This is a genomic window from Pseudomonas sp. MWU347 (assembly GCF_017947305.1).
Lineage (GTDB): Bacteria > Pseudomonadota > Gammaproteobacteria > Pseudomonadales > Pseudomonadaceae > Aquipseudomonas > Aquipseudomonas putida_A.
This window is the reverse complement of the sequence record NZ_JAFGZB010000001.1, coordinates 722,813-742,869: the sequence shown is the minus strand read 5'-3', so window position 1 is coordinate 742,869 and position 20,057 is coordinate 722,813. Positions and strand designations below refer to the sequence as shown.

At 61.7% G+C, this 20,057-nt stretch carries 18 protein-coding genes and 1 pseudogene; 7 read left to right on the top strand and 12 right to left on the bottom strand.

What is annotated here, in order from left to right; genetic code table 11:
• The first annotated feature begins 65 nt into the window (after positions 1–65).
• A complete protein-coding gene (locus KCG87_RS03305) occupies positions 66–1,295 on the top strand; it encodes a spore maturation protein (RefSeq protein WP_025112290.1) in 1,230 nt (409 codons plus the stop codon).
• Positions 1,296–1,416: 121 nt separating this feature from the next.
• Here the strand turns inward: KCG87_RS03305 and KCG87_RS03300 are convergent, their stop codons facing one another.
• The 5 genes from KCG87_RS03300 to KCG87_RS03280 are packed head-to-tail and all read right to left on the bottom strand — an operon-like array spanning position 1,417 to position 6,011.
• The gene (locus KCG87_RS03300; RefSeq protein WP_098966457.1) at positions 1,417–2,043 is read right to left on the bottom strand and encodes an ABC-type transport auxiliary lipoprotein family protein; all 627 of its coding nucleotides are present in this window, start codon (positions 2,041–2,043) and stop codon (positions 1,417–1,419) included.
• Entirely contained in the window at positions 2,040–2,978 is a 939-nt protein-coding gene (locus KCG87_RS03295; RefSeq protein ID WP_096797615.1) for an MlaD family protein, read from the bottom strand. Before KCG87_RS03295 ends, KCG87_RS03300 begins: the two co-directional genes overlap by 4 nt.
• Position 2,979: 1 nt before the next feature.
• Positions 2,980–3,783 (bottom strand): ABC transporter ATP-binding protein, encoded by an 804-nt coding sequence (locus KCG87_RS03290; protein WP_041073657.1) that lies wholly within the window; start codon positions 3,781–3,783, stop codon positions 2,980–2,982.
• Positions 3,780–4,928 (bottom strand): ABC transporter permease, encoded by a 1,149-nt coding sequence (locus KCG87_RS03285; protein WP_098966456.1) that lies wholly within the window; start codon positions 4,926–4,928, stop codon positions 3,780–3,782. The genes KCG87_RS03290 and KCG87_RS03285 overlap by 4 nt, the downstream gene beginning before the upstream one ends.
• A 54-nt stretch (positions 4,929–4,982) precedes the next feature.
• Positions 4,983–6,011: a DUF5924 family protein gene (locus KCG87_RS03280; protein WP_098966454.1), complete on the bottom strand. Its 1,029-nt coding sequence runs from the start codon at positions 6,009–6,011 to the stop codon at positions 4,983–4,985.
• A 93-nt stretch (positions 6,012–6,104) separates the two neighbouring features.
• Between KCG87_RS03280 and KCG87_RS27605 the strand changes: the two are divergent.
• Positions 6,105–6,203, top strand: a pseudogene (locus tag KCG87_RS27605) (metal ABC transporter ATP-binding protein); the annotation flags it as partial.
• Here the strand turns inward: KCG87_RS27605 and KCG87_RS03275 are convergent.
• The 4 genes from KCG87_RS03275 to KCG87_RS03260 all read right to left on the bottom strand — a co-directional run bounded on the left by KCG87_RS03275 (position 6,203) and on the right by KCG87_RS03260 (position 12,003).
• A complete protein-coding gene (locus KCG87_RS03275) occupies positions 6,203–7,591 on the bottom strand; it encodes an insulinase family protein (protein ID WP_210556185.1) in 1,389 nt (462 codons plus the stop codon). The pseudogene KCG87_RS27605 and the gene KCG87_RS03275 overlap by 1 nt on opposite strands.
• 166 nt (positions 7,592–7,757) lie before the next feature.
• Positions 7,758–9,416 (bottom strand): Na/Pi cotransporter family protein, encoded by a 1,659-nt coding sequence (locus KCG87_RS03270; RefSeq protein WP_027610257.1) that lies wholly within the window; start codon positions 9,414–9,416, stop codon positions 7,758–7,760.
• A 441-nt stretch (positions 9,417–9,857) separates the two neighbouring features.
• Complete coding sequence (locus KCG87_RS03265; RefSeq protein WP_003220266.1) at positions 9,858–10,625, bottom strand: TerC family protein; 768 nt, start codon at positions 10,623–10,625, stop codon at positions 9,858–9,860.
• 70 nt (positions 10,626–10,695) lie between these two features.
• The gene (locus KCG87_RS03260; RefSeq protein WP_007954069.1) at positions 10,696–12,003 is read right to left on the bottom strand and encodes a CitMHS family transporter; all 1,308 of its coding nucleotides are present in this window, start codon (positions 12,001–12,003) and stop codon (positions 10,696–10,698) included.
• Between the two features lie 323 nt (positions 12,004–12,326).
• On the opposite strand from KCG87_RS03260, the gene KCG87_RS03255 reads away from it, so the two are divergent.
• Complete coding sequence (locus KCG87_RS03255) at positions 12,327–12,728, top strand: GFA family protein (RefSeq protein ID WP_210556186.1); 402 nt, start codon at positions 12,327–12,329, stop codon at positions 12,726–12,728.
• Here KCG87_RS03255 and KCG87_RS03250 read toward each other — a convergent pair whose 3' ends face one another.
• Complete coding sequence (locus KCG87_RS03250; RefSeq protein ID WP_210556190.1) at positions 12,729–13,055, bottom strand: DOPA 4,5-dioxygenase family protein; 327 nt, start codon at positions 13,053–13,055, stop codon at positions 12,729–12,731.
• A gap of 83 nt (positions 13,056–13,138) precedes the next feature.
• Between KCG87_RS03250 and KCG87_RS03245 the strand changes: the two genes are divergently transcribed.
• On the top strand, positions 13,139–13,801 hold the full coding sequence (locus tag KCG87_RS03245) for an NAD(P)H-binding protein (RefSeq protein ID WP_210556192.1): 663 nt from the start codon (positions 13,139–13,141) through the stop codon (positions 13,799–13,801).
• 4 nt (positions 13,802–13,805) lie between these two features.
• Here the strand turns inward: KCG87_RS03245 and KCG87_RS03240 are convergent, their stop codons facing one another.
• Positions 13,806–14,756 (bottom strand): LysR family transcriptional regulator, encoded by a 951-nt coding sequence (locus KCG87_RS03240; RefSeq protein ID WP_210556200.1) that lies wholly within the window; start codon positions 14,754–14,756, stop codon positions 13,806–13,808.
• 114 nt (positions 14,757–14,870) lie between these two features.
• On the opposite strand from KCG87_RS03240, the gene betC reads away from it, so the two are divergent.
• From betC to KCG87_RS03225, 3 genes are all read left to right on the top strand, one after another.
• Complete coding sequence (betC, locus tag KCG87_RS03235; RefSeq protein WP_210556201.1) at positions 14,871–16,385, top strand: choline-sulfatase; 1,515 nt, start codon at positions 14,871–14,873, stop codon at positions 16,383–16,385.
• A 15-nt stretch (positions 16,386–16,400) separates the two neighbouring features.
• On the top strand, positions 16,401–17,321 hold the full coding sequence (choX, locus tag KCG87_RS03230; RefSeq protein WP_210556203.1) for a choline ABC transporter substrate-binding protein: 921 nt from the start codon (positions 16,401–16,403) through the stop codon (positions 17,319–17,321).
• Positions 17,322–17,575: 254 nt separating this feature from the next.
• Positions 17,576–19,144 (top strand): SulP family inorganic anion transporter, encoded by a 1,569-nt coding sequence (locus KCG87_RS03225; RefSeq protein WP_210556204.1) that lies wholly within the window; start codon positions 17,576–17,578, stop codon positions 19,142–19,144.
• A gap of 90 nt (positions 19,145–19,234) precedes the next feature.
• On the opposite strand, the gene aroE is transcribed toward KCG87_RS03225, so the two are convergent.
• Positions 19,235–20,056: a shikimate dehydrogenase gene (aroE, locus tag KCG87_RS03220; RefSeq protein ID WP_098966439.1), complete on the bottom strand. Its 822-nt coding sequence runs from the start codon at positions 20,054–20,056 to the stop codon at positions 19,235–19,237.
• Position 20,057: the final 1 nt, after the last annotated feature.

Sequence of the window (20,057 nt, the reverse complement as noted above, 5' to 3'; positions counted from 1 at the left end):
ATCCGGGGTTTGTCGTTTCTGGCGACCCCGCTATCATTCGCCGCATCTTCCGGGGGATTTGACTGATGCTTAATGGCCTGTGGCTTGGCTTCTTCGTCGTGGCAGCAATATCTGCGCTGGTGCAGTGGCTGGTCGGTGGCAACGCCGGGATTTTCGCGGCGATGGTGGAAAGCATTTTCGCCATGGCCAAACTCTCGGTCGAGGTCATGGTGCTGCTGTTCGGCACGCTGACCCTGTGGCTGGGCTTTCTGCGCATCGCCGAGAAGGCCGGGATCGTCGAATGGCTGGCCAAGGTGCTCGGGCCGCTGTTTCTGCGGCTGATGCCGGAAGTCCCGGCCGGGCACCCGGCGCTCGGTCTGATTACCCTGAACTTCGCCGCCAACGGCCTGGGCCTGGACAACGCCGCCACGCCGATCGGCCTCAAGGCGATGAAGGCGCTGCAGGAGCTCAACCCCAGCGCGACCATCGCCAGCAACGCGCAGATCCTGTTCCTGGTGCTCAACGCCTCGTCGCTGACCCTGTTGCCGGTGACAATCTTCATGTACCGCGCCCAGCAAGGCGCACCAGATCCGACCCTGGTGTTTCTGCCGATCCTGTTGGCGACCAGTTGCTCGACCATCGTCGGCTTCCTTTCGGTGGCGTTCATGCAGCGCCTGCGCATCTGGGACCCGGTGGTGCTGGCCTATCTGATTCCCGGCGCACTGATCCTCGGCGGCTTCATGGCGCTGCTGGCGACGATGTCGGCCACGGCACTGGCCGGGCTGTCGTCGATCCTTGGCAACCTGACGCTGTTCGGCCTGATCATGCTGTTCCTGGTGATCGGCGCGTTACGCAAGGTCAAGGTTTACGAAGCGTTCGTCGAGGGCGCGAAGGAGGGCTTCGACGTCGCCAAGAACCTGCTGCCGTATCTGGTGGCGATGCTCTGCGCGATTGGCGTGCTGCGTGCCTCGGGCGCGCTGGACTTTGGTCTGGATGGCATTCGGCATCTGGTGCAGTGGGCCGGGTGGGATACGCGTTTTGTCGATGCGTTGCCGACGGCGATGGTCAAACCGTTTTCCGGCAGCGCCGCACGGGCGATGCTGATCGAGACCATGAAGACCTCCGGCGTCGACAGCTTCCCGTCACTGGTGGCGGCGACGATTCAGGGCAGTACCGAGACCACGTTCTATGTGCTGGCAGTGTATTTCGGTGCGGTGGGGATTCAGCGCGCAAGGCACGCCGTTGGATGCGCGCTGCTGGCTGAATTGGCCGGCGTACTCGGCGCCATCGGCGTCTGCTACTGGTTCTTCGGTTAACCACGAATCCCCATTGTGGGAGCGGGCTTGCTCGCGAAAGCGGCGGGTCAGTCGACCTGTATATTGACTGACACACCGCCTTCGCGAGCAAGCCCGCTCCCACAGGGGTTATGTATAAGGTTTAAGGTCTGGGTTGTTGGGTGAATTGCTGGCCTTGCTGAACAGCCCACGCGACAACCTTGGCCGTCAGCCGATCACTGGCCAGTCCAAACCCCGCGACCACCGCCGGCACCTGTACATCATTCAACGGCTGACGCTCTTCGAAGCGGCGACTGGCGAGGATCTTCTGGTCATAGCCGCGCACCAGCAACGCATCGACCCGCACCACGACGCTGGCCTGATTGCCCTGATACTCAGTCTGAAACGCCTGCAAGCTGCCGCCCAGTTCCAGATCCGCAGCGAAGTTGCTGTCATCGGTGCTGAGCAGCGTCACCCGACCATCCCGGGCAAAACCATCCAGCAGCCGATTACGCACCAGCACCGGCGCCGGATCGCTCCAGCGCGAGGCCTTGTAGCTGCTGATCACGTCGCCCTGTGGGATCACCGCGATGTTCGGCCGGTTCAGCGCTTCGCTGGCCTGCAACTTGTTCAGGCGCAGCGACCAGTGCTGGGTCGCTGCTGAGCTGACCGAGGCGGGCGCTTGCGCGGCAGGCAGGCGATAGACGTCCGAAGGTTCGGCCTTGGGCAGGATCGAGCAGGCACTGGTCAAAGCGAGGCTGGCGAGGAGAGCAAAGTGAATCAGCTTCATGGGGTGAATTCCTTGTTCTTGTCACTGCCCAGCAAGTAGCCGCTGGGGTTGGCCTCAAGACGTTGCGAAATGCCACGCAGCGAAGTCAGGGTTTCGCGCAGTTCGCGGATCGCCGGCGCCAAGCCATTGAGGCCCTGCATTCCGTTGTCGAGCGAGTTCTGGTTCTTGCTCAGCAGGCCGTTGATGGTGGCGCTGCTCTGTTCCAGCGACTTCATCGCCTGCTCGGCACTGCCCAGCGCCTGCTTGCCCTGATCGTTGAGCAGGCCGTTGGCGTTGCGCATCAGCGCCGAAGTTTGCTCGAGCATGCTGCCGGCCTGCTTGCCGACACTCGCCAGTTGCTGCATGGCCTGGCGCAGGTCGCCGCGCTGATCGTTGATCGAACCGGTGGTCTGCTCCAGATGCGCCAAGGTGTTGCTGACGCGCTCGACGTTCTCCGGGGAAAACATCTGGTTAGCGTTGCTCAGCAGCGCGGTGATGCCAGTCATCAGGTCGTTGCTGTCGTTGAGCAGCCGGGAAATAGGCGAGGGCGCCGCGACGATGGTTGGCAGCTCGCCGTCATGCCCACGCAGCTTCGGGCTCTCCGGGGTGCCGCCGCTGAGCTGGATGATCGAAGTCCCGGTAATCCCGGCCAGTGCCAATTTGGCCTGGGTGTCTTCCTTGACCGGGGTGTCACCGCCCAGACGAATCCGCGCCAGCACCCGACGTGGGTCTTTCGGGTCGAGACGCAGGTTGACCACGTCACCGACCTTGATCCCGCTGTACTGCACGGGGCTGCCCTTGGACAGGCCGCTGACCGCCTCGTTGAAGACCACTTCATAATCCTTGAACTCGCTGTCGACGCTGGACTTGGCCAGCCACAGGCCGAAGAGCAGGGCGCCTGCCACGACAATCACTGAGAACAGGCCGATCAACACATGATGGGCTCGGGTTTCCATGTCAGACCTCGTTGAGCAATTTGGCGGCGTCCAGCGCCGAGCGGCCACGTGGGCCGTGGAAGTATTCGTGAATCCACGCGTCGTCGGTTTCCGAAACCACATCGATAGGGCCGGCCACCAGCACTTTCTTCTGCGCCAGCACCGCCACCCGGTCGGTGATGGTGTAGAGCGTGTCGAGGTCGTGGGTCACCAGAAACACGCTCAGGCCCAGCGCATCGCGCAGGGTCAGGATCAGTTGATCGAACTGCGCCGCGCCAATCGGATCGAGGCCGGCGGTGGGTTCGTCGAGAAACAGGATGTCCGGATCCAGCGCAAGGGCCCGGGCCAGCGCAGCGCGCTTGATCATCCCGCCGGACAGCGAAGCCGGGTATTTGTCCGCCGCCGACAACGGCAGCCCGGCCAGCGCCAGCTTCACCGCCGCCAGATGCTCGGCGTCGTTGCGGCTCAGGCCGGCGTGTTCGATCAGCGGCAGGGCGACGTTTTCGGTCACCGTCAGCGAGGAGAACAGCGCGCCTTTCTGGAACAACACACCAAAGCGCCGCTCGACCAGCGAACGCTCATGCTCGGACAGGCTCGGCAGGTTTTGCCCGAACACCTTCACGTTGCCTTCGCTGGGCCGGCGCAGACCGACAATGCTGCGCAACAGTACCGATTTACCGCTGCCGGAGCCGCCGACCACGGCGAGGATTTCACCTTTGTACAAATCCAGATCGAGATTCTCGTGCACGCTCTGGCTGCCAAAGCGATTGCACAGGCCACGGACTTCGATCACCGCCTCCGAGGGCGCGCGGGGTAGACGACTCACCAGCCCATCTCCATGAAGAACAGCGCAGCCACCGCATCGAGCACGATCACCACGAAAATCGACTGCACCACGGCTGACGTGGTGTGCGCACCGACCGATTCGGCGCTGCCGCTGACCTTGAAGCCTTCCAGGCAACCGATCGTGGCGATCAGGAAGGCAAAGATCGGCGCTTTCACCAGGCCGACCAGAAAGTGCTGAATACCGATGTCGCTCTGCAGCAGCGAGAGAAACATCGCCGGCGAAATCCCCAGCGACACCGCGCACACCACGCCACCGCCGATGATCCCGCAGAGCATCGCCAGAAACGTCAGCATCGGCAGCGCCACCAGCATCGCCAGCACGCGCGGCACCACCAGCAGCTCCATCGGGTCGAGGCCGAGGGTGCGGATCGCGTCGATCTCCTCGTTGGCCTTCATCGAACCGATCTGCGCGGTGAAAGCACTGGCAGTGCGCCCGGCCATCAGGATCGCCGTGAGCAACACGCCGAACTCACGCAGGAAAGAGAAGCCCACCAGATCCACGGTAAAGATCGTCGCGCCGAAACTGGCCAGCACCGTGGCGCCGAGAAACGCCACCACCGCGCCGACAAGAAAAGTCAGCAGCGCCACGATCGGCGCAGCGTCGAGACCGGTCTGTTCGATGTGGGCGACGACGGGGGTGATGCGCCAACGCTTGGGGCGCAGCAGATTGCGGGCGATGGTTTCGAGGATCAGGCCGATGAAGCCCAGCACTTGCAGGGTGTCCTGCCAGACCGTTTCCACCGCGCGCCCGATGCGGGTCAGCAGTTGCACGCTGACACTGACTTCCGGCTCTTTGACCGGCACACAGAAATCAGTCAGCGAGCGATACACAGTCTGCAGCAGCGCGCGGTCAGCCTGGGAAATCGTGCAGTCGGGGTGTTCGGCGGATTTGCCCAGACGCTCGGAACCGAGCAGTTCCACCAGCAACGAAGCGCCCGCAGTGTCGAGCGCACCGAGGCTGTTGAGGTCGACCACGGTATTGGCGTCGTACTGGCCGGTCAGTTTTTCGGTCAGGTGCTTGAGGTCGGCGTAATGGGCAAGCGTCCAGTCCCCGGAAACCCGCAGGCGGGCAGGGCTGATTGACGTGTCCAGTTGGGCATTACCGCTCATTGAGCTGCTGATCATAAGCTCCGTGCTTGTCCGGCTATTAAGCGAACTAACGTAATAGCACGAACCGGATTACTTTTCTTTGATCGCTGTGCTGTCGGTCACTTCGAAACGCAGTACGCCGATCACCTGACCGTCTTCAGTCAGCACCCGCACCTGCCACTTGCCCGCCGGGTTGCCGGGGAAGTTCTGCTTGTGCGTCCACGCCCGGTAACCTTCCTTGCGCCCGCCGTGGATATCGAGAGCGATGCGGTCGACCTCTTTGCCGTCGAACTGCCACACGTGGTAGATCCGCTCATCCAGCCCGCGCGGCGCGTTGATTGCGGTGTAGGCGTAGAGACCGCCGTTGCGGATCTGCTCGGCGCTGACCTGTTCGAGGCTGTCGCCCGGGGTGCGATCCTGCAACTGAGTGCTGATCGCCACGTCGGTCATCCACAGCGTCGCCGGCGGCACCCACGAGCGCAGGGTCCAGCCGACCGCGCCTATGCCGACGGTAATGCACAGAATGGCCAGCGCGTTGCGCACCGTGCGGATCGGGAAGATCGACGCCAGGCTCGGGAATGACAACACCACCGCCGTGCCCAGTGCCCATTTGAAACTTTGCGCGGTGGTCAGGTGCATGATCACCGGCAGCGCAGTGAGCAGGGCGGCGAACAGGGTCAGGGTGTGCAATGCGAGAAAAGCCCAGCGCCGTGGCGCCAGCCATTTGTAATAGAGCGGATCGACAATCGAGATCAGCGCGGCGATGCACAGCAGCCCGGTGAAGATCAGTTGACCGCTGTTCCAGGTGGTGGTGATGAAGAAGAACGGCAGGACGAAAAACAGGCTTTCCTGATGGATCATCTGCGTCGCGTAACGCAGCAGCGGCTGGGGGATCTCCCGCTTGAAGATGCGCGTGAACAGCCCGGTCAGGGTGTTCTCCAGCATCAGCCAGATCCAGCTCAGCAGCATGATGATGGTGATCCAGCTCGCCAGTCCCTGCTGGCGATCGACCAGAATGAAACTGCCGACCCCGGAGATGAAACCGCCAAGCGCAATCACCCCGGGATAGCGCTTCATCAGCTCGAGAATGCGCTGGATCAGGAGGGGGATTTTCTGCATGTTGGCGGTTCACGACTGAGTAGGAAAAAACCTCGACAGAGTACCGTCCGCCGGGCGACGTGGCGAGGCTCCCGGTCAGTAAAATCACCACAGATCCCTGTGGGAGCGGGCTTGCTCGCGAAGGGGCCGTGTCAGTCGACATCATTGCTGAATGACACACCGCATTCGCGAGCAAGCCCGCTCCCACAGGTTCAGTGTTTGGCTGGCTTACGACGGTGCAAGCGCCAGCCAATCAGCACCAGCAACACCACGCCCAGACCACCGGCAATCAGCCACAACACTTGATCATCACTAAGCAACGGCTTCTCGATCCGCAGATATCCCGGTTGCAACAGCAACTCGCGCATGGCCTTGTTTGCCGTTTCCAGGGTCACGCCTTGCAGCTCGCGGGCCGGGTTGGCAAAGCGCCCGTCCTCGTAATCGCCCAGCGCGCTCCAGTAGTAATCCGCCATGGCACTGTTGCCCTGTACCGCCCAGGCCTGATGGGCGATGGCGGCTTGTTTGATCCGGGCGAAAGTGTCCGGGTCGAGGCCGTTTTTCAGCAGATCGGCCTTGAGGTCTTCCAGCACCTGTTGGGCTTCGGCGAGGTCATCGCGATCCACGTCAGCGTTGAGGCTCATGAAGCCGACCCCGCCAAACACTTCACGCTCGGCCCACGGCCCGTAGGACAAGCCGTGATTCAGGCGAATCTGCCGGTACAGCGCCCAGTCGAGGTAGTCCTTGAGGATGTCGAAGGTCTCGTCGTACTGATCGTCGAGCATCGGCTCCGGCACCAGCCAGTGCAACTTGGCGCTGTCGCCGATGAAGCCACGGGTGAGGGTGCGTTCATGGGCGGCGCTGGTGCGGATGTCCGGCAGCTCACGGTGCTCCGCCGGCTCCACCGCTTCGAGCGCGCCCCAGGTGCGTTCCAGATAGGCCGGCAGCAGTTTGTCGAGTTCACCGACGACGATCAGGGTCATGTTGTTCGGCGCGTACCAGGTCTTGCGCACCTTCTCCAGTTGCTTCTGGGTCAGGTGACCGACCTCGGCCCGCTGCGGGCATTTCAGGCCCAATTCCACCGCCAGTTGATTGCTCGCGGTGTGGCCCAGATCCTGGCGGTCGAGAAAGCGTTGCAGGCGCGTGTAATGGCCGCCGTCCTCGCGCTCGACTACGCGCTTGGCAGCGTTGATCGCGTTGTCGTCGATGCGGGTCTGGGTCAAAAGGTCGAGCAACAGGTCGAGGACCTTGCGCTGATTCTTTGCCGGGGCTTCGATGACGAACGTGGTGTCGGCGTTGCTGGTGAACGCGTTCCACTCACCGCCCAGCGCCTGCATGCGCTCCTCGAGGCCGCCTTCGCCGGTGGCATCGACGCCGCTGAACAGCAGGTGCTCAAGCAGGTGCGGCAGCTCTTTTTCATCGCAGTCGAAATCGTCGAGACCGACGCCCACCACCAGACGAATCGCCACATGCCCGCGCTCGGTGCCGGGCTTGAGCAACAGCTGCAAACCGTTGGGCAGCGCGTAGCCTTCGACCTGAAAGCGATCAACGGCGAAGGCGGGCAGGGAACCGAGCAACAGACAGGCGAACAACAGGCAACGCATAACAGGCTTCCATACGGCTGATTTGGAGATCCGTGTCGCTATTCAGGCCGGCATTCGCGAGCAAGCTCGCTCCCACAGGGGAATGCATTTCAAATGTGGGAGCGAGCTTGCTCGCGAAGGTCTTAAGGCTGAATCAATGTTACTGACTGACCCCAGCCCCAGACGTTCAAGGCGAATGCGTAATGTCGGCAATATCATCCGCTTCCAGCGCCCCGGTATCGGCCGTTTCCAGCACCACATAAGCACTGCTGCAAAACAGCGAATTCAAGCGTTTCATATCCGCAATCAGCTCAAGATGCAGCGAACTGGTTTCCAGACTCTGCACGATCTTACGTTGCAAACGGCTGACATGGGCATGGGCCAGACGCCGTTCCTGTGCGCGAAAGCGACGTTTCTCGCGCAACAGCTGACGGGCGCTTTCCTTGTCGCCGCTGAGGAACACTGACAGGCCCAGGCGCAGGTTGGCGATCAGTTGCTGATGCAGCCCGGCCAGATCCTCCAGGCCCTCTTCGGAAAACGACCGACGCTGGGAGGTCTTCTGCTGCTGCACCTTGCGCAGCATGCGTTCGATCAGGTCGCTGGCCAGTTTCAGGTTGATCGCCAATTCGATGGTCTCTGCCCAGCGCCGACTGTCCTGTTCGCCGAGATCCTCGCGGGGCATTTGCGCCAGATACAGCTTGATCGCGCTGTACAGCGCTTCGACGTCATCGGTCAGTCGGCGCATTTCCTGGGTAATGGCGGTCTGCTTGCCGCGCAGCACATCGAGCATCGCGTCGAGCATGTTGTCGATCAGGTCGCCCATGCGCAGGGTCTCGCGGGCCGCGTTGGCCAGCGCCAGGCTCGGGGTGACCAGCGCCGTCGCATCGAGATGCCGCGGCTTGGCGGTGCCGTTGACCTCCGGGCGCTCCGGCAGCAACCAGGCGCAGAGGCGTGCCATCGGCGCGACGCTGGGCAGCAGAATCAGGCAGCGCGCGGTGTTGTAGAGCAAGTGGAAACCAATGACCATTTCCTGCGGACTGAAATCCAGGCCGTCCATCCAGTGCACCAGCGGATCGAGCACCGGGATGATCAGCAGCAGACCGATCAGTTTGTACAGCAGGCTGCCCAGCGCCACTTGCCGCCCGGCCGCGTTCTGCATGCTGGTGCTCATGAACGCCAGCACGCCGCTGCCGATGTTGGCGCCGATCACCAGACCGATCGCCACCGGCAGGCTGATCACGCTGGCACCGGCCAGCGTCGCGGTCAGCAGCACGGCGGCGAGGCTGGAATAGGAAATCATCGCGAACAACGCACCAACCAGGGCGTCGAGGAGGATGTCGCCGGTCAGCGAAGCAAAGATCACCTTCACCCCTTGGGCGTGGGTAATCGGTGCGGCGGCCTCCACGATCAGTTGCAGCGCGAGAATGATCAGCCCCAGACCGATGCTGACCCGGCCCATCTGCCCGAGCCGCGTCTGTTTGCGCGACAGAAAGAAAATCACCCCGAGGAAAATCAGCAGCGGCGACAGCCACGACAGGTCAAAGGTCAGCACCCGCGCCATCAGCGCCGTACCGACGTCGGCGCCAAGCATGGTCGCCAGCGCCGGGGTCAGCGCCATCAAGCCCTGACCAACGAAGGAGGTGACGAGCATGGCCGTGGCGTTGCTGCTCTGCACCATCGCAGTCACGACGATGCCGGCGACGAACGCGAGCCAGCGTTTGGACATGTTCTGGCCGATCACATGGCGCAGATTGGTGCCGTACACCCGCAGGATGCCGGTTCGGACGATGTGCGTGCCCCAGATCAGCAGGGCCACGGCAGACAGCAAATTGAGCAGGGTGAGCATGCAGACCCCCTGTAGTTGCAGAGCCCCAAAGGGGCAAGTTGACGGTACCGCGCGGTTTCTACGTTTTTGATACTTAAGCTGTAGTTGGCTAACGGACTGGGCGCCAGCATTGCACAGCTAAAGTGCGGATTGAAACAAAAGTGTCATGAAAACGGGTTTATTCACCTCATCTGAAATCAACGCGGTCCCCTGTAGGAGTGAGCCTGCTCGCGATAGGGCGACCAGCTTCAACATCGTTGCTGACTGACGGACCGCTATCGCGAGCAGGCTCACTCCTACAGGTATTACGGCTGCCCCGGATTCTTCAGTACCCCTGAACAACTGTGGGAGCGAGCCTGCTCGCGAAAGCGGTGGATCAGCCAACATTGTTGTCGACTGACACTCCGTCTTCGCGAGCAGGCTCGCTCCCACAGGGGTGTTGCGTGATTCAGGACTACCGGGTTATTGCCCCGGAACATCCTTGCGCAGTTTCACCGGATCCTGCTGCTGTTTCTTCCGGGCCATCGCGCCGCGCAGTTTGATGTTGATCGCTTCCACCGCCAGCGAGAACGCCATGGCGAAGTAGACGTAGCCTTTCGGCACATGCACGTCGAACGACTCGGCGATCAGTACGGTACCGACCACCAGCAGGAACGACAGCGCCAGCATCTTCAGCGACGGGTGCTTGTCGATGAACTCGCTGATCTTGCCCGAGGCCGCCATCATCACCAGCACGGCGACGACGATTGCCGCGACCATCACCGGCACATGGGAGACCATGCCGACGGCAGTGATTACCGAGTCCAGCGAGAACACGATGTCGATGATCGCGATCTGAATGATCGTGTAAAGGAAGTTGCCGCCCTTGCCCGAAGGCTCGTCGCCTGTTTCGTCTTCGCCTTCCAGCGCGTGGTACATCTCCTGCGAGCTCTTCCACAGCAGGAACAGGCCACCGAAGAACAGGATCAGGTCGCGACCGGAAATGCCCTGGCCGAACACCACGAACAGGTCGGCGGTGAGGCGCATGACCCAGGTGATCGACAGCAGCAACAAGATCCGCGTGATCATCGCCAGGCCCAGGCCGAAAATCCGCGTGCGCTGCTGCATGTGCTTGGGCATGCGGCTGACCAGGATCGAAATCATGATGATGTTATCGATGCCCAGAACGATTTCCAGGGCGGTCAGGGTAAAGAAGGCAACCCAGATTTCGGGGTTGGTCAGCCAATCCATGTGTATTCCTTTGAGCGAGTGTTAAACCATGACGCCAGCAAGCAGCTGGCGTCATGGTGAGTGAATGCCGTTACAACGTGCTGAACAGCGGGAACGTCCCCAGCAGCAAGGCGGCCACCAGTATGCACAGGCAGACCAGCACTGCCCACTTCAGGGTGAAACGCTGGTGATCACCGAATTCGATACCGGCCAGCGCCACCAGCAGGTACGTCGACGGTACCAGCGGGCTGAGCAAGTGGACGGGCTGACCGACGATCGAGGCACGGGCCATTTCCACTGCGGTGATGCCGTAATGGCTGGCCGCTTCGGAGAGCACCGGCAACACGCCGTAGTAGAACGCGTCGTTCGACATGAAGAACGTGAACGGCATGCTCACCAGCGCCGTGATCACCGCCAGGTACGGGCCGAGGAAGTCCGGAATCACTGCCAGCAGACTTTTCGACATGGCGTCGACCATGCCGGTTCCGGACAGGATACCGGTGAAGATACCCGCAGCGAAAATCAGACTGACCACCGACAGCACGCTGCCGGCATGGGCCGCAACGCGGTCCTTCTGCATTTGCAGGCATGGGTAGTTGACGATCATCGCGATACTGAACGCCACCATGAACAGCACCGGCAGCGGCAGCAGGCCGGCGATCAGGGTGCACATCAGCGCCAGGGTCAGCAGGCCGTTGAACCAGATCAGCTTCGGACGGCGGGCATCGGGGAACTGCGAGACGCTGATTTCACTGTGATCAATCTCGTCGCCGATCAGGTGCAGCTCGCCCAGACGCGCACGCTCACGTTTGCCGTAGAAGTAGGCAATGATCAGGATCGCCACCACACCGGCAGCCATCGCCGGGATCATTGGTACGAAGATGTCCGACGGGTCGACATGCAGCGCACTGGCGGCACGCGCGGTCGGGCCGCCCCACGGGGTCATGTTCATCACGCCACCGGCGAGGATGATCAGACCGGCCATGATCCGCGGGCTCATGCCGATGCGGCTGTACAGCGGCAGCATGGCGGCCACGCAGATCATGTAAGTGGTCGCGCCGTCACCATCGAGGGAAACGACGAGCGCCAGCACGGCGGTACCGACCGAAACTTTCAACGGGTCGCCCTTGACCAGTTTGAGGATCTTGCGCACGGCCGGGTCGAACAGGCCGGAGTCGATCATCAGAGCGAAGTACAGAATGGCGAACATCAGCATCACGCCGGTCGGCGCAAGCTTGGTAATGCCTTCGAGCATCATCGGGCCGATCTTCGGCGCGAAACCACCGAACAGGGCGAACAGGATCGGGATGATGATCAGGGCGATCAGCGCAGACAGGCGCTTGGTCATGATCAGGAACATGAACGTGATGACCATGGCGAAGCCAAGGAAAGTCAGCATGGGATTACTCCAGGCGTAGCGCGGCTAATTGAGTGAGCGGATCGGAAGGGATCAGCGCAGAACGGGAAGCACGAGACGTACGGGCGGAGTTTCAGCGAGAAGGCGGGCTACAGAGGACATCAGAATCACCATTGTTGTTGTTAATTGGGCCTGACATGCGAGCGATCACACGCGTTGGCCAACCGGTCTGTTGCCGGTAGTGGCGGCGATCCTAATCGGGCAACCTTTCAGCTACCTTTCGCTGACGAAAGCTTCAGGCGAATGGCCAACCGGCTGTCGGATGCGGCTAGAGTCAATCATTTCGGGGACGGGAGGGCAGGGACATGGAAGAAGTGCACAGCGGTGGCTGCCACTGCGGACACATCCGCTATCAGTTCAGCGGGCCATTGCAGGACATTGCCCACTGCCACTGCTCGATCTGCCGCAAGGTCAGCGGTGGAATCGTCACCACCTGGATCACGGTTCCGGCAGCCAGCTTTCATTGGCTGGCGGGGACGCCTTCGCGCTATGACTCGTCGGGCAGTTGCGCGCGGTATTTCTGTCCGCGTTGTGGCGCGCAGCTGGCGCTGGTGACATTGCTCAGTCCCGAGAGCATCGATGTGACCATCGCCACGCTGGATCACCCGGAGCGGGCGCCGGCCGAGCGGCACATCTGGACGGACAGCCAATTGCCCTGGCTGCATCTGGACGAGCATCTGCCGGGCGAGCCCGAAGAAACGCTTTGATCAGAAAATAGACAGATCCAGCGGCCGCATCGCGCCCATCCAAATCGCGTGCTCGGTGTGATCGAGCAAATCATCGCCAGTGTCGGGGTGCAAAAACACCACCAGCCCCTTGCGATTGAGCGCCAGCCACGGCAACACCTCACCGATCAGCTCCGGGCCGAAAGCCAACTGGCAGCTCCAGTCTGGATGCGGGCCGACCGGGCGCTCATGGACGCGCCCCATCTTCAGAGGAAACAACTGCGCCGCCTGTTCACACAAAGCGCGCGCCTGATCAATTGAGTGAGCGTCGAAATAGACGTGGGCGTGATAGCCATTGATTGCGTGCATCTGAAAGCCTCTGAATCGGTTCGAACCCTCGGCGCAGGCTGCGTGTCACACGCCATACGAGGGACAACAAAAAGGAATCAGCCATGAAAAATGCCGAAACCCCGACGGTGAAAGTGGTGCTCTATGGTGCCATGGCCAGCCTGGGCGGTGCGTTGATGGCTGAATTGCTGCGACGGCAGCACGAAGTCATCGCGATTCTCGACGATTTGAACGTACTCGCACCACGTCCTGGCCTGCGCACCAAAAGCGGCGATCTGTTCGATGCCGAGCGGGTCAAGCAAAGCGTAGCGGGCAGCTCGGCAGTGATCTGCTTGTTGGACGCACCGGGTCTGCCGTTCAACAGCGACCAGGTGGAAAGGTCCGTGGTGCTCGGCCCGGTGGAACAGGTTTTAGCGGTCGATGCGCTAGTCGACGGCCTGCAAATGGCCAACGTGCCACGGCTGTTTCTGGTGGGGAATTTTGCCGTACTCGATGAGGTGGAGCTGGACGACGGGTTGCAACGCCACGCCGCCGAAGAAATCCGTGAAGCCCTGCAAAGCAGCCCATTGCAGTGGACGCTGGTGAATGCGCCGCACGGGGTGGCGGGGCTGACCATTGAGCATTTCAGTCAGGTGGGCGGCAATCTGGAGCCGGGGCTGGCGGAGCCATTGGAACGACTGAACCGGGTCGCGGTGGGGATTGCCGATGAGCTGCGGTTGAATCTGCATGTGGGGCAGCATGTGAATTTTGTCGCCGCAACTGGCTGAGCCTTCAAACCGCAATCGACGGTAACGCTACCCCGGCGAGCGATTCGGCGCTGCTGGCCTGCTCGGCCATTAACCAGTCGACAAACTGCTGAATCAACGCGCCCCGGCGTTTGCGTTGCGGCAGCACCACGTAATAACCGAGGCGCGACAACGTGGTCTCGGCGATCGGCCGACACAGCAAGCCTTGGCTCAGCAAGTTATCCACAAGGTGGCGCCAGCCGATGGCCACGCCTTGGCCGCCAATCGCCGCTTGAATCAACAGCGTGTAGTTGTCGAAGCGCAATTGGCCCGGTGCTGGCGGGGTACTGATGCCCAGTTCGCGAAACAGCCCGCTCCAGTCAAACCAGTTGCTGCTGTTTTCACCGCGCAGGTGCAGCAGCGGCAACTCCAGCAACGCCTGGGCAGGCAAGGGCAGGGCACGCTCCTTGAGCAATTGCGGACTGCACACCGGAAACACTTCCTCGCTGAACAGCCAATGGCTTTCGCCTTGCTTGAAACGCCCGTCGCCAAACAAGATCGCGACATCGATGTCGGTGCGCAGCATGTTGTGGCTGCGCTCGCTGGTGACCAGGCTGACATCGACGTTCGGGTTGGCTTCGTGGAAGCGGTACAGGCGTGGCATCAGCCAGTAGGCGGCGAAGGCGAAATCGGTGGCGACCTGCAATACCTCGTGTTGTTGCTGCGTACTGATAGCACTCAATCCTGCGTCGATATTCTGCAAACCGAGCTGAACCTGCTCGAACAGGATCGCGCCGCCCTCGGTCAGTTCAATACCGCGATAGATCCGGTCAAACAGTCGTACTCCCAGCTGTTCTTCCAGACGCTTGATCTGCTGGCTGATCGCTGGCTGCGTGGTGCCCAGCTCAACCGCCGCCGCAGTAAAACTGTGATGACGCGCCGCCGCTTCGAATGCGCGCAACAGGTCGAGGGACAGATTGCCGAGGGCGTCATACATAAGCTGTGCTTATCCTAGTCATTGTCCGGCGCAGGCTTTACCGGACGGGGCATGGACTCCATGCTCGATCGCAGCAATGTCGCATAAATATTCACTATGGAATGCCGCGATCACATGAAGCGCAAGAACATTCTTTTCATCATGGCCGATCAAATGGCCGCGCCAATGTTGCCGATCTACGGCCTGTCGCCAATCAAACTGCCGAATCTTTCGCGCCTCGCCGCCCAAGGCGTGGTGTTCGATGCCGCTTACTGCAACAGTCCGCTGTGCGCGCCGTCGCGTTTCACTCTGGTCAGCGGCCAGTTACCGAGCAAGATCGGCGCCTACGACAACGCCGCCGATTTCCCTGCCGATATTCCGACCTACGCCCACTACCTGCGTCGCCTCGGTTACCGCACCGCGCTGTCGGGCAAGATGCATTTCTGCGGCCCGGATCAGTTGCACGGTTATGAAGAGCGCCTGACCAGCGACATCTACCCGGCCGACTACGGCTGGGCGGTGAACTGGGACGAGCCGGACGTGCGCCCGAGCTGGTATCACAACATGTCCTCGGTGCTGCAGGCCGGGCCGTGCGTGCGCACCAACCAGCTCGACTTCGATGAAGAGGTGGTGTTCAAGGCCCGGCAATACCTGTTTGACCACATTCGTGAGGACGGCGATCAGCCGTTCTGCCTGACCGTGTCGATGACCCACCCACACGACCCGTACACGATTCCCAAGGCGTTCTGGGATTTGTACGACGACGGTGACATCCCGTTGCCGACAACTCCGGAGCAGCACTCCCTCGATCCGCACTCGCAGCGCCTGCTCAAGGTCTACGACCTGTGGGACAAGCCATTGCCTGTGGATAAGATTCGCGATGCACGGCGGGCGTACTTCGGCGCTTGCAGTTATATCGACGCCAACGTCGGCAAACTTCTGCAAACCCTCGAAGATACCGGGCTGATCGATGACACCATCATCGTGTTCTCCGGCGACCACGGCGACATGCTCGGCGAGAAAGGCCTCTGGTACAAAATGCACTGGTTCGAGATGGCTGCACGGGTGCCGCTGCTGATCAGTGCGCCGGGGCAGTTCGCTGCTGGCCGGGTTAGCGCGGCAGTGTCCACCGCCGACCTGTTGCCGACCTTCGTTGAACTGGCCGGCGGCAGCCTGGAGCCGAACTTGCCGCTGGACGGCCGCTCGCTGCTGACGCACCTGCAAGGGCAGGGCGGGCACGACGAAGTGTTCGGCGAGTACATGGCAGAGGGTACGGTCAGCCCGCTGATGATGATCCGTCGCGGCGCCTACAAATTTATCTACAGTGAGAGCGACCCGTGCCTACTCTTCGATGTGCACAACGATCCGCGTGAACTCGAAGAACTCAGCCAGTCGCCGCAACATCGCCAGCTGTTCGACGATTTTCTCGCCGAAGCGCGGGCCAAGTGGGACATCCCGGCGATTCACCGCGAGGTGCTCGCCAGCCAGCGTCGCCGGCGTTTTGTCGCCGATGCCCTGACCATCGGCAAGCTGAAGAGCTGGGATCACCAGCCGCTGGTGGATGCCAGTCAGCAATACATGCGCAACCACATCGACCTCGACGATCTGGAACGCAAGGCCCGTTATCCACAACCCTGCCAAAATCAATAATGTAAGGGGAAGTCCATGCGCAAGTTATCCACAGCACTGACGATTGGCCTGCTGGCTCTGGGCAGCGCCTCGGCATTCGCCGAGCAAAGCTGCGAAACGGTGAAAATGGCCGACCCGGGCTGGAGCGACATTGCCGCGACCAACGCCATCACGGGGTTTCTGCTGGACGGCATGGGCTACAAAGCCAAGGTCGACACCCTCGCGGTGCCGATCACCTTCGGCGGTTTGAAGGACGGTCAGGTGGATGTGTTCCTCGGCAACTGGATGCCGGCGCAGCAGGGCTTCTACGACAAGTTCGTCGCCACCGGTGACGTCACGCAACTGGCGAAGAATCTCGACGGCACCGAGTTCACTCTGGCCGTCCCGGATTATGTGTGGGATGCCGGTGTGCATGACTTTGCCGACCTGAACAAATACGCCGACAAGTTCGACAAGAAAATCTACGGCATCGGCTCCGGTGCGCCAGCGAACATCTCGCTGCAGGAAATCATCAAGAAGAACGACTTCGACCTCGGCCAGTGGAAGCTGATCGAATCCAGCGAACAGGCGATGCTCGCCGAAGTGTCGCGGGCAGTGAAGAAGCAGAAATTCGTCACCTTCCTCGGCTGGACCCCGCACCCGATGAACGTGCAGCTGAAGATGCATTACCTCAAGGGCGGCGAGAAGTATTTCGGCGACACCGGCAGCGTCTACACCCTGACGCGCAAAGGCTACGCCGAGGCCTGCCCGAATGTGGGCAAGTTGCTGACCAACCTGACGTTCACCCAGGACATGGAGAACAGCATCATGGCTGAGGTGGTGAACAAGAAAGTCAGCAATGCCGATGCGGTGAAGGCATGGATCAAGGCCAATCCGGCGGTGCTGGACAAGTGGCTGGAGGGGGTGAAGACCGTGGATGGCAAGGATGCTTTGGCGGCTGTAAAGGCAAAGCTTTGACCGTGGGGTGGCTTTGAATTTTGCTCGGCTTGAGATTTTTGCCCCCTCACCCCAGCCCTCTCCCCCAGAGGGGGCGAGGGGGAAGGGAGCCGATCTTTATGTTGTTCAGAACCTGAGTTCGACTGGATATCTCAGGTCGGCGTACTTCCCTCTTTCACCTCGATCAGTCCCCTCTCCCTCCGGGAGAGGGTTAGGGTGAGGGCCTTTACCCTGGCACCCTGATAACCTTGAACAAAACCCGCCCGCGAGGACCCATGGCCCTGCCCAGTCGCCATTCACTCTTTCCCTTCCTGACCTGGCTGCCCCGGCAAACCCGCGCCAGCGTCGGCCGGGATCTGGTCGTTGGCCTGAGCGGTGCGATTCTCGCGTTGCCGCAGTCGATCGCGTACGCGCTGATCGCCGGCCTGCCGCCGGAGTATGGTCTTTACGCCGCGATCATCCCGGTGCTGATTGCCTGTCTGTGGGGTTCGTCGTGGCATCTGATCTGCGGCCCGACTGCAGCGATTTCGATTGTGCTGTATGCCAGCGTCAGTCCCTTGGCCGTACCCGCATCACAGGACTACATCACGCTGATCCTGCTGCTGAGCTTTCTGGCGGGGATTTTCCAGTGGCTGCTCGGCCTGCTGCGCTTCGGTGCACTGGTGAATTTCGTCTCGCACTCGGTGGTGCTCGGCTTCACCCTCGGCGCGGCGGTGGTGATTGCCATCGGCCAGTTGCCCAATCTGCTGGGGCTGGACCTGCCGGCGAAAGCCACGGCGCTGGCCAGTCTGATGGACCTGCTGCAACACCTGCGGGCTGTGGATAAACCATCACTGGTGTTGGGTGTGGCCACGGTGCTGGTCGGTTTTGTCCTCAGACAACTGCTGCCGCGCTGGCCGACTCTGTTGATAACGCTGGTGCTGGGCAGCGCAGTGGTGTGGTTATGGCCGGCGATGTTCGGCCACGTGCATCTGGTCAGCGCCTTTGTCGGACGCCTGCCACCGTTCAGTGCGCTGCCGCTGGATCTCGATCTGGTGCTGCGCTTGCTGCCGAGCGCGGTGGCGGTGGGCATGCTCGGTCTGGTCACCAGCCTGTCGATTGCCCGTTCGATTGCTGCACGTTCGCAGCAGTTGCTTGATGCCAACCAGGAAGTCCGCGCACAGGGCTTGTCGAATATTGTCGGGGCGTTCTTTTCCGGATCGCTCTCCGCCGGTTCGTTCACCCGCTCAGGCCTGAGTTACGAGGCGGGTGCCTGTTCGCCGCTGGCCGGGGTGTTTTCGGCGATCTGGGTCGCGCTGTTCGCGATTTTCGGCGCCGGGCTGATTTCACACATTCCGATTCCGGCGATGGCCGGGAGCATTCTACTGATCGCCTGGGGGCTGGTGGATCATCGCGGGATTCGTTCGTTGCTGCGGGTCAGCCGTGCCGAGTTCGTGGTCATGGCGCTGACCTGCCTCGCCACGCTGCTACTGGAACTGCAGACGGCGATCTATGCCGGGGTGCTGGCGTCGCTGTTCTTCTACCTCAAGCGCACCTCGCAACCGCGAGTGCAGCATTCCCGCGAGGGTGAGGAGGACGTACTGCGAGTCGGCGGCTCGATCTTCTTCGGCGCCAGCCATTACCTGCAAGTGCGCCTGCAACGGCTGCACGGTACGCGGGTGGTGATCGAGGCGCAGCAGATCAACTTCATCGATTATTCGGGGGTGGAGATGCTGCATCAGGAGGCGCGGCGCCTGCTGCGTCAGGATCGCAGCCTGACCCTGCGCCGGGCGCGGCCGCAGGTGGTGGAGGAGTTGCGGAAGCTCGAAGGGCCGGAAAAGTGTCCGATCCGGTTTGAGGATTGATCCAGGATCGGCGGTGCGGCCATTCGCGAGCAAGCCCGCTCCCACATTTGATCGCATTCCAATGTGGGAGCGGGCTTGCTCGCGAAGCTTTTAAAGGGCCAACTGGCGGCGTAGTTCGGCCAGTACCGGCGCCGTATCCGGACGCACCCCGCGCCACAGGAAAAACGCCTCGGCCGCCTGTTCAGCCAGCATTCCCAGACCATCCATCGACACTGCCGCGCCATGCTCGCTGGCCCAACGGCAGAACGCAGTCGGCTCTTTGCCGTACATCATGTCGTAGCACAGGGTCTGGCCCGGCTCGATCAGGCTCGCGGCAATCGGCGGCACGTCGCCGGTGAGGCTGGCGGAAGTGGCGTTGATGATCACGTCCACCGGCTCCTGCAACCAGTCGAAACCACTAGCCGACACCGGCCCCAGATCACAGAACAGCTCGGCCAGCAGCTCGGCTTTATCCACCGTACGATTGGCGATGATCACCGATGCCGGCTTCTCCGCCAGCAACGGCTCCAGCGCGCCACGCACCGCGCCGCCAGCGCCGAGCAACAGGATGCGTTTGCCGGTCAGGCTGAAACCGGCATTCACCGTCAGGTCGCGCACCAGACCGGCGCCGTCGGTGTTGTCGCCGAGCAGCGAACCGTCGACCAGTTTGCTCAAGGTGTTCACTGCACCAGCGCGCTGCGCGCGAGCGGTCAGGCTGTTCGCCAGGCGATAGGCCTCTTCCTTGAACGGCACCGTGACGTTGGCGCCGCGACCGTCCTGGAAGAACGCCATGGCGCAGGCACTGAAGTCGTCAAGCGGCGCCAGCAGGGTGCTGTAGTCGAGGCGCTGACCGGTCTGCTCGGCGAACAGTTTGTGAATCATCGGCGACTTGCTGTGGCCGATCGGGTTACCGAAAACGACGTAACGATCCATC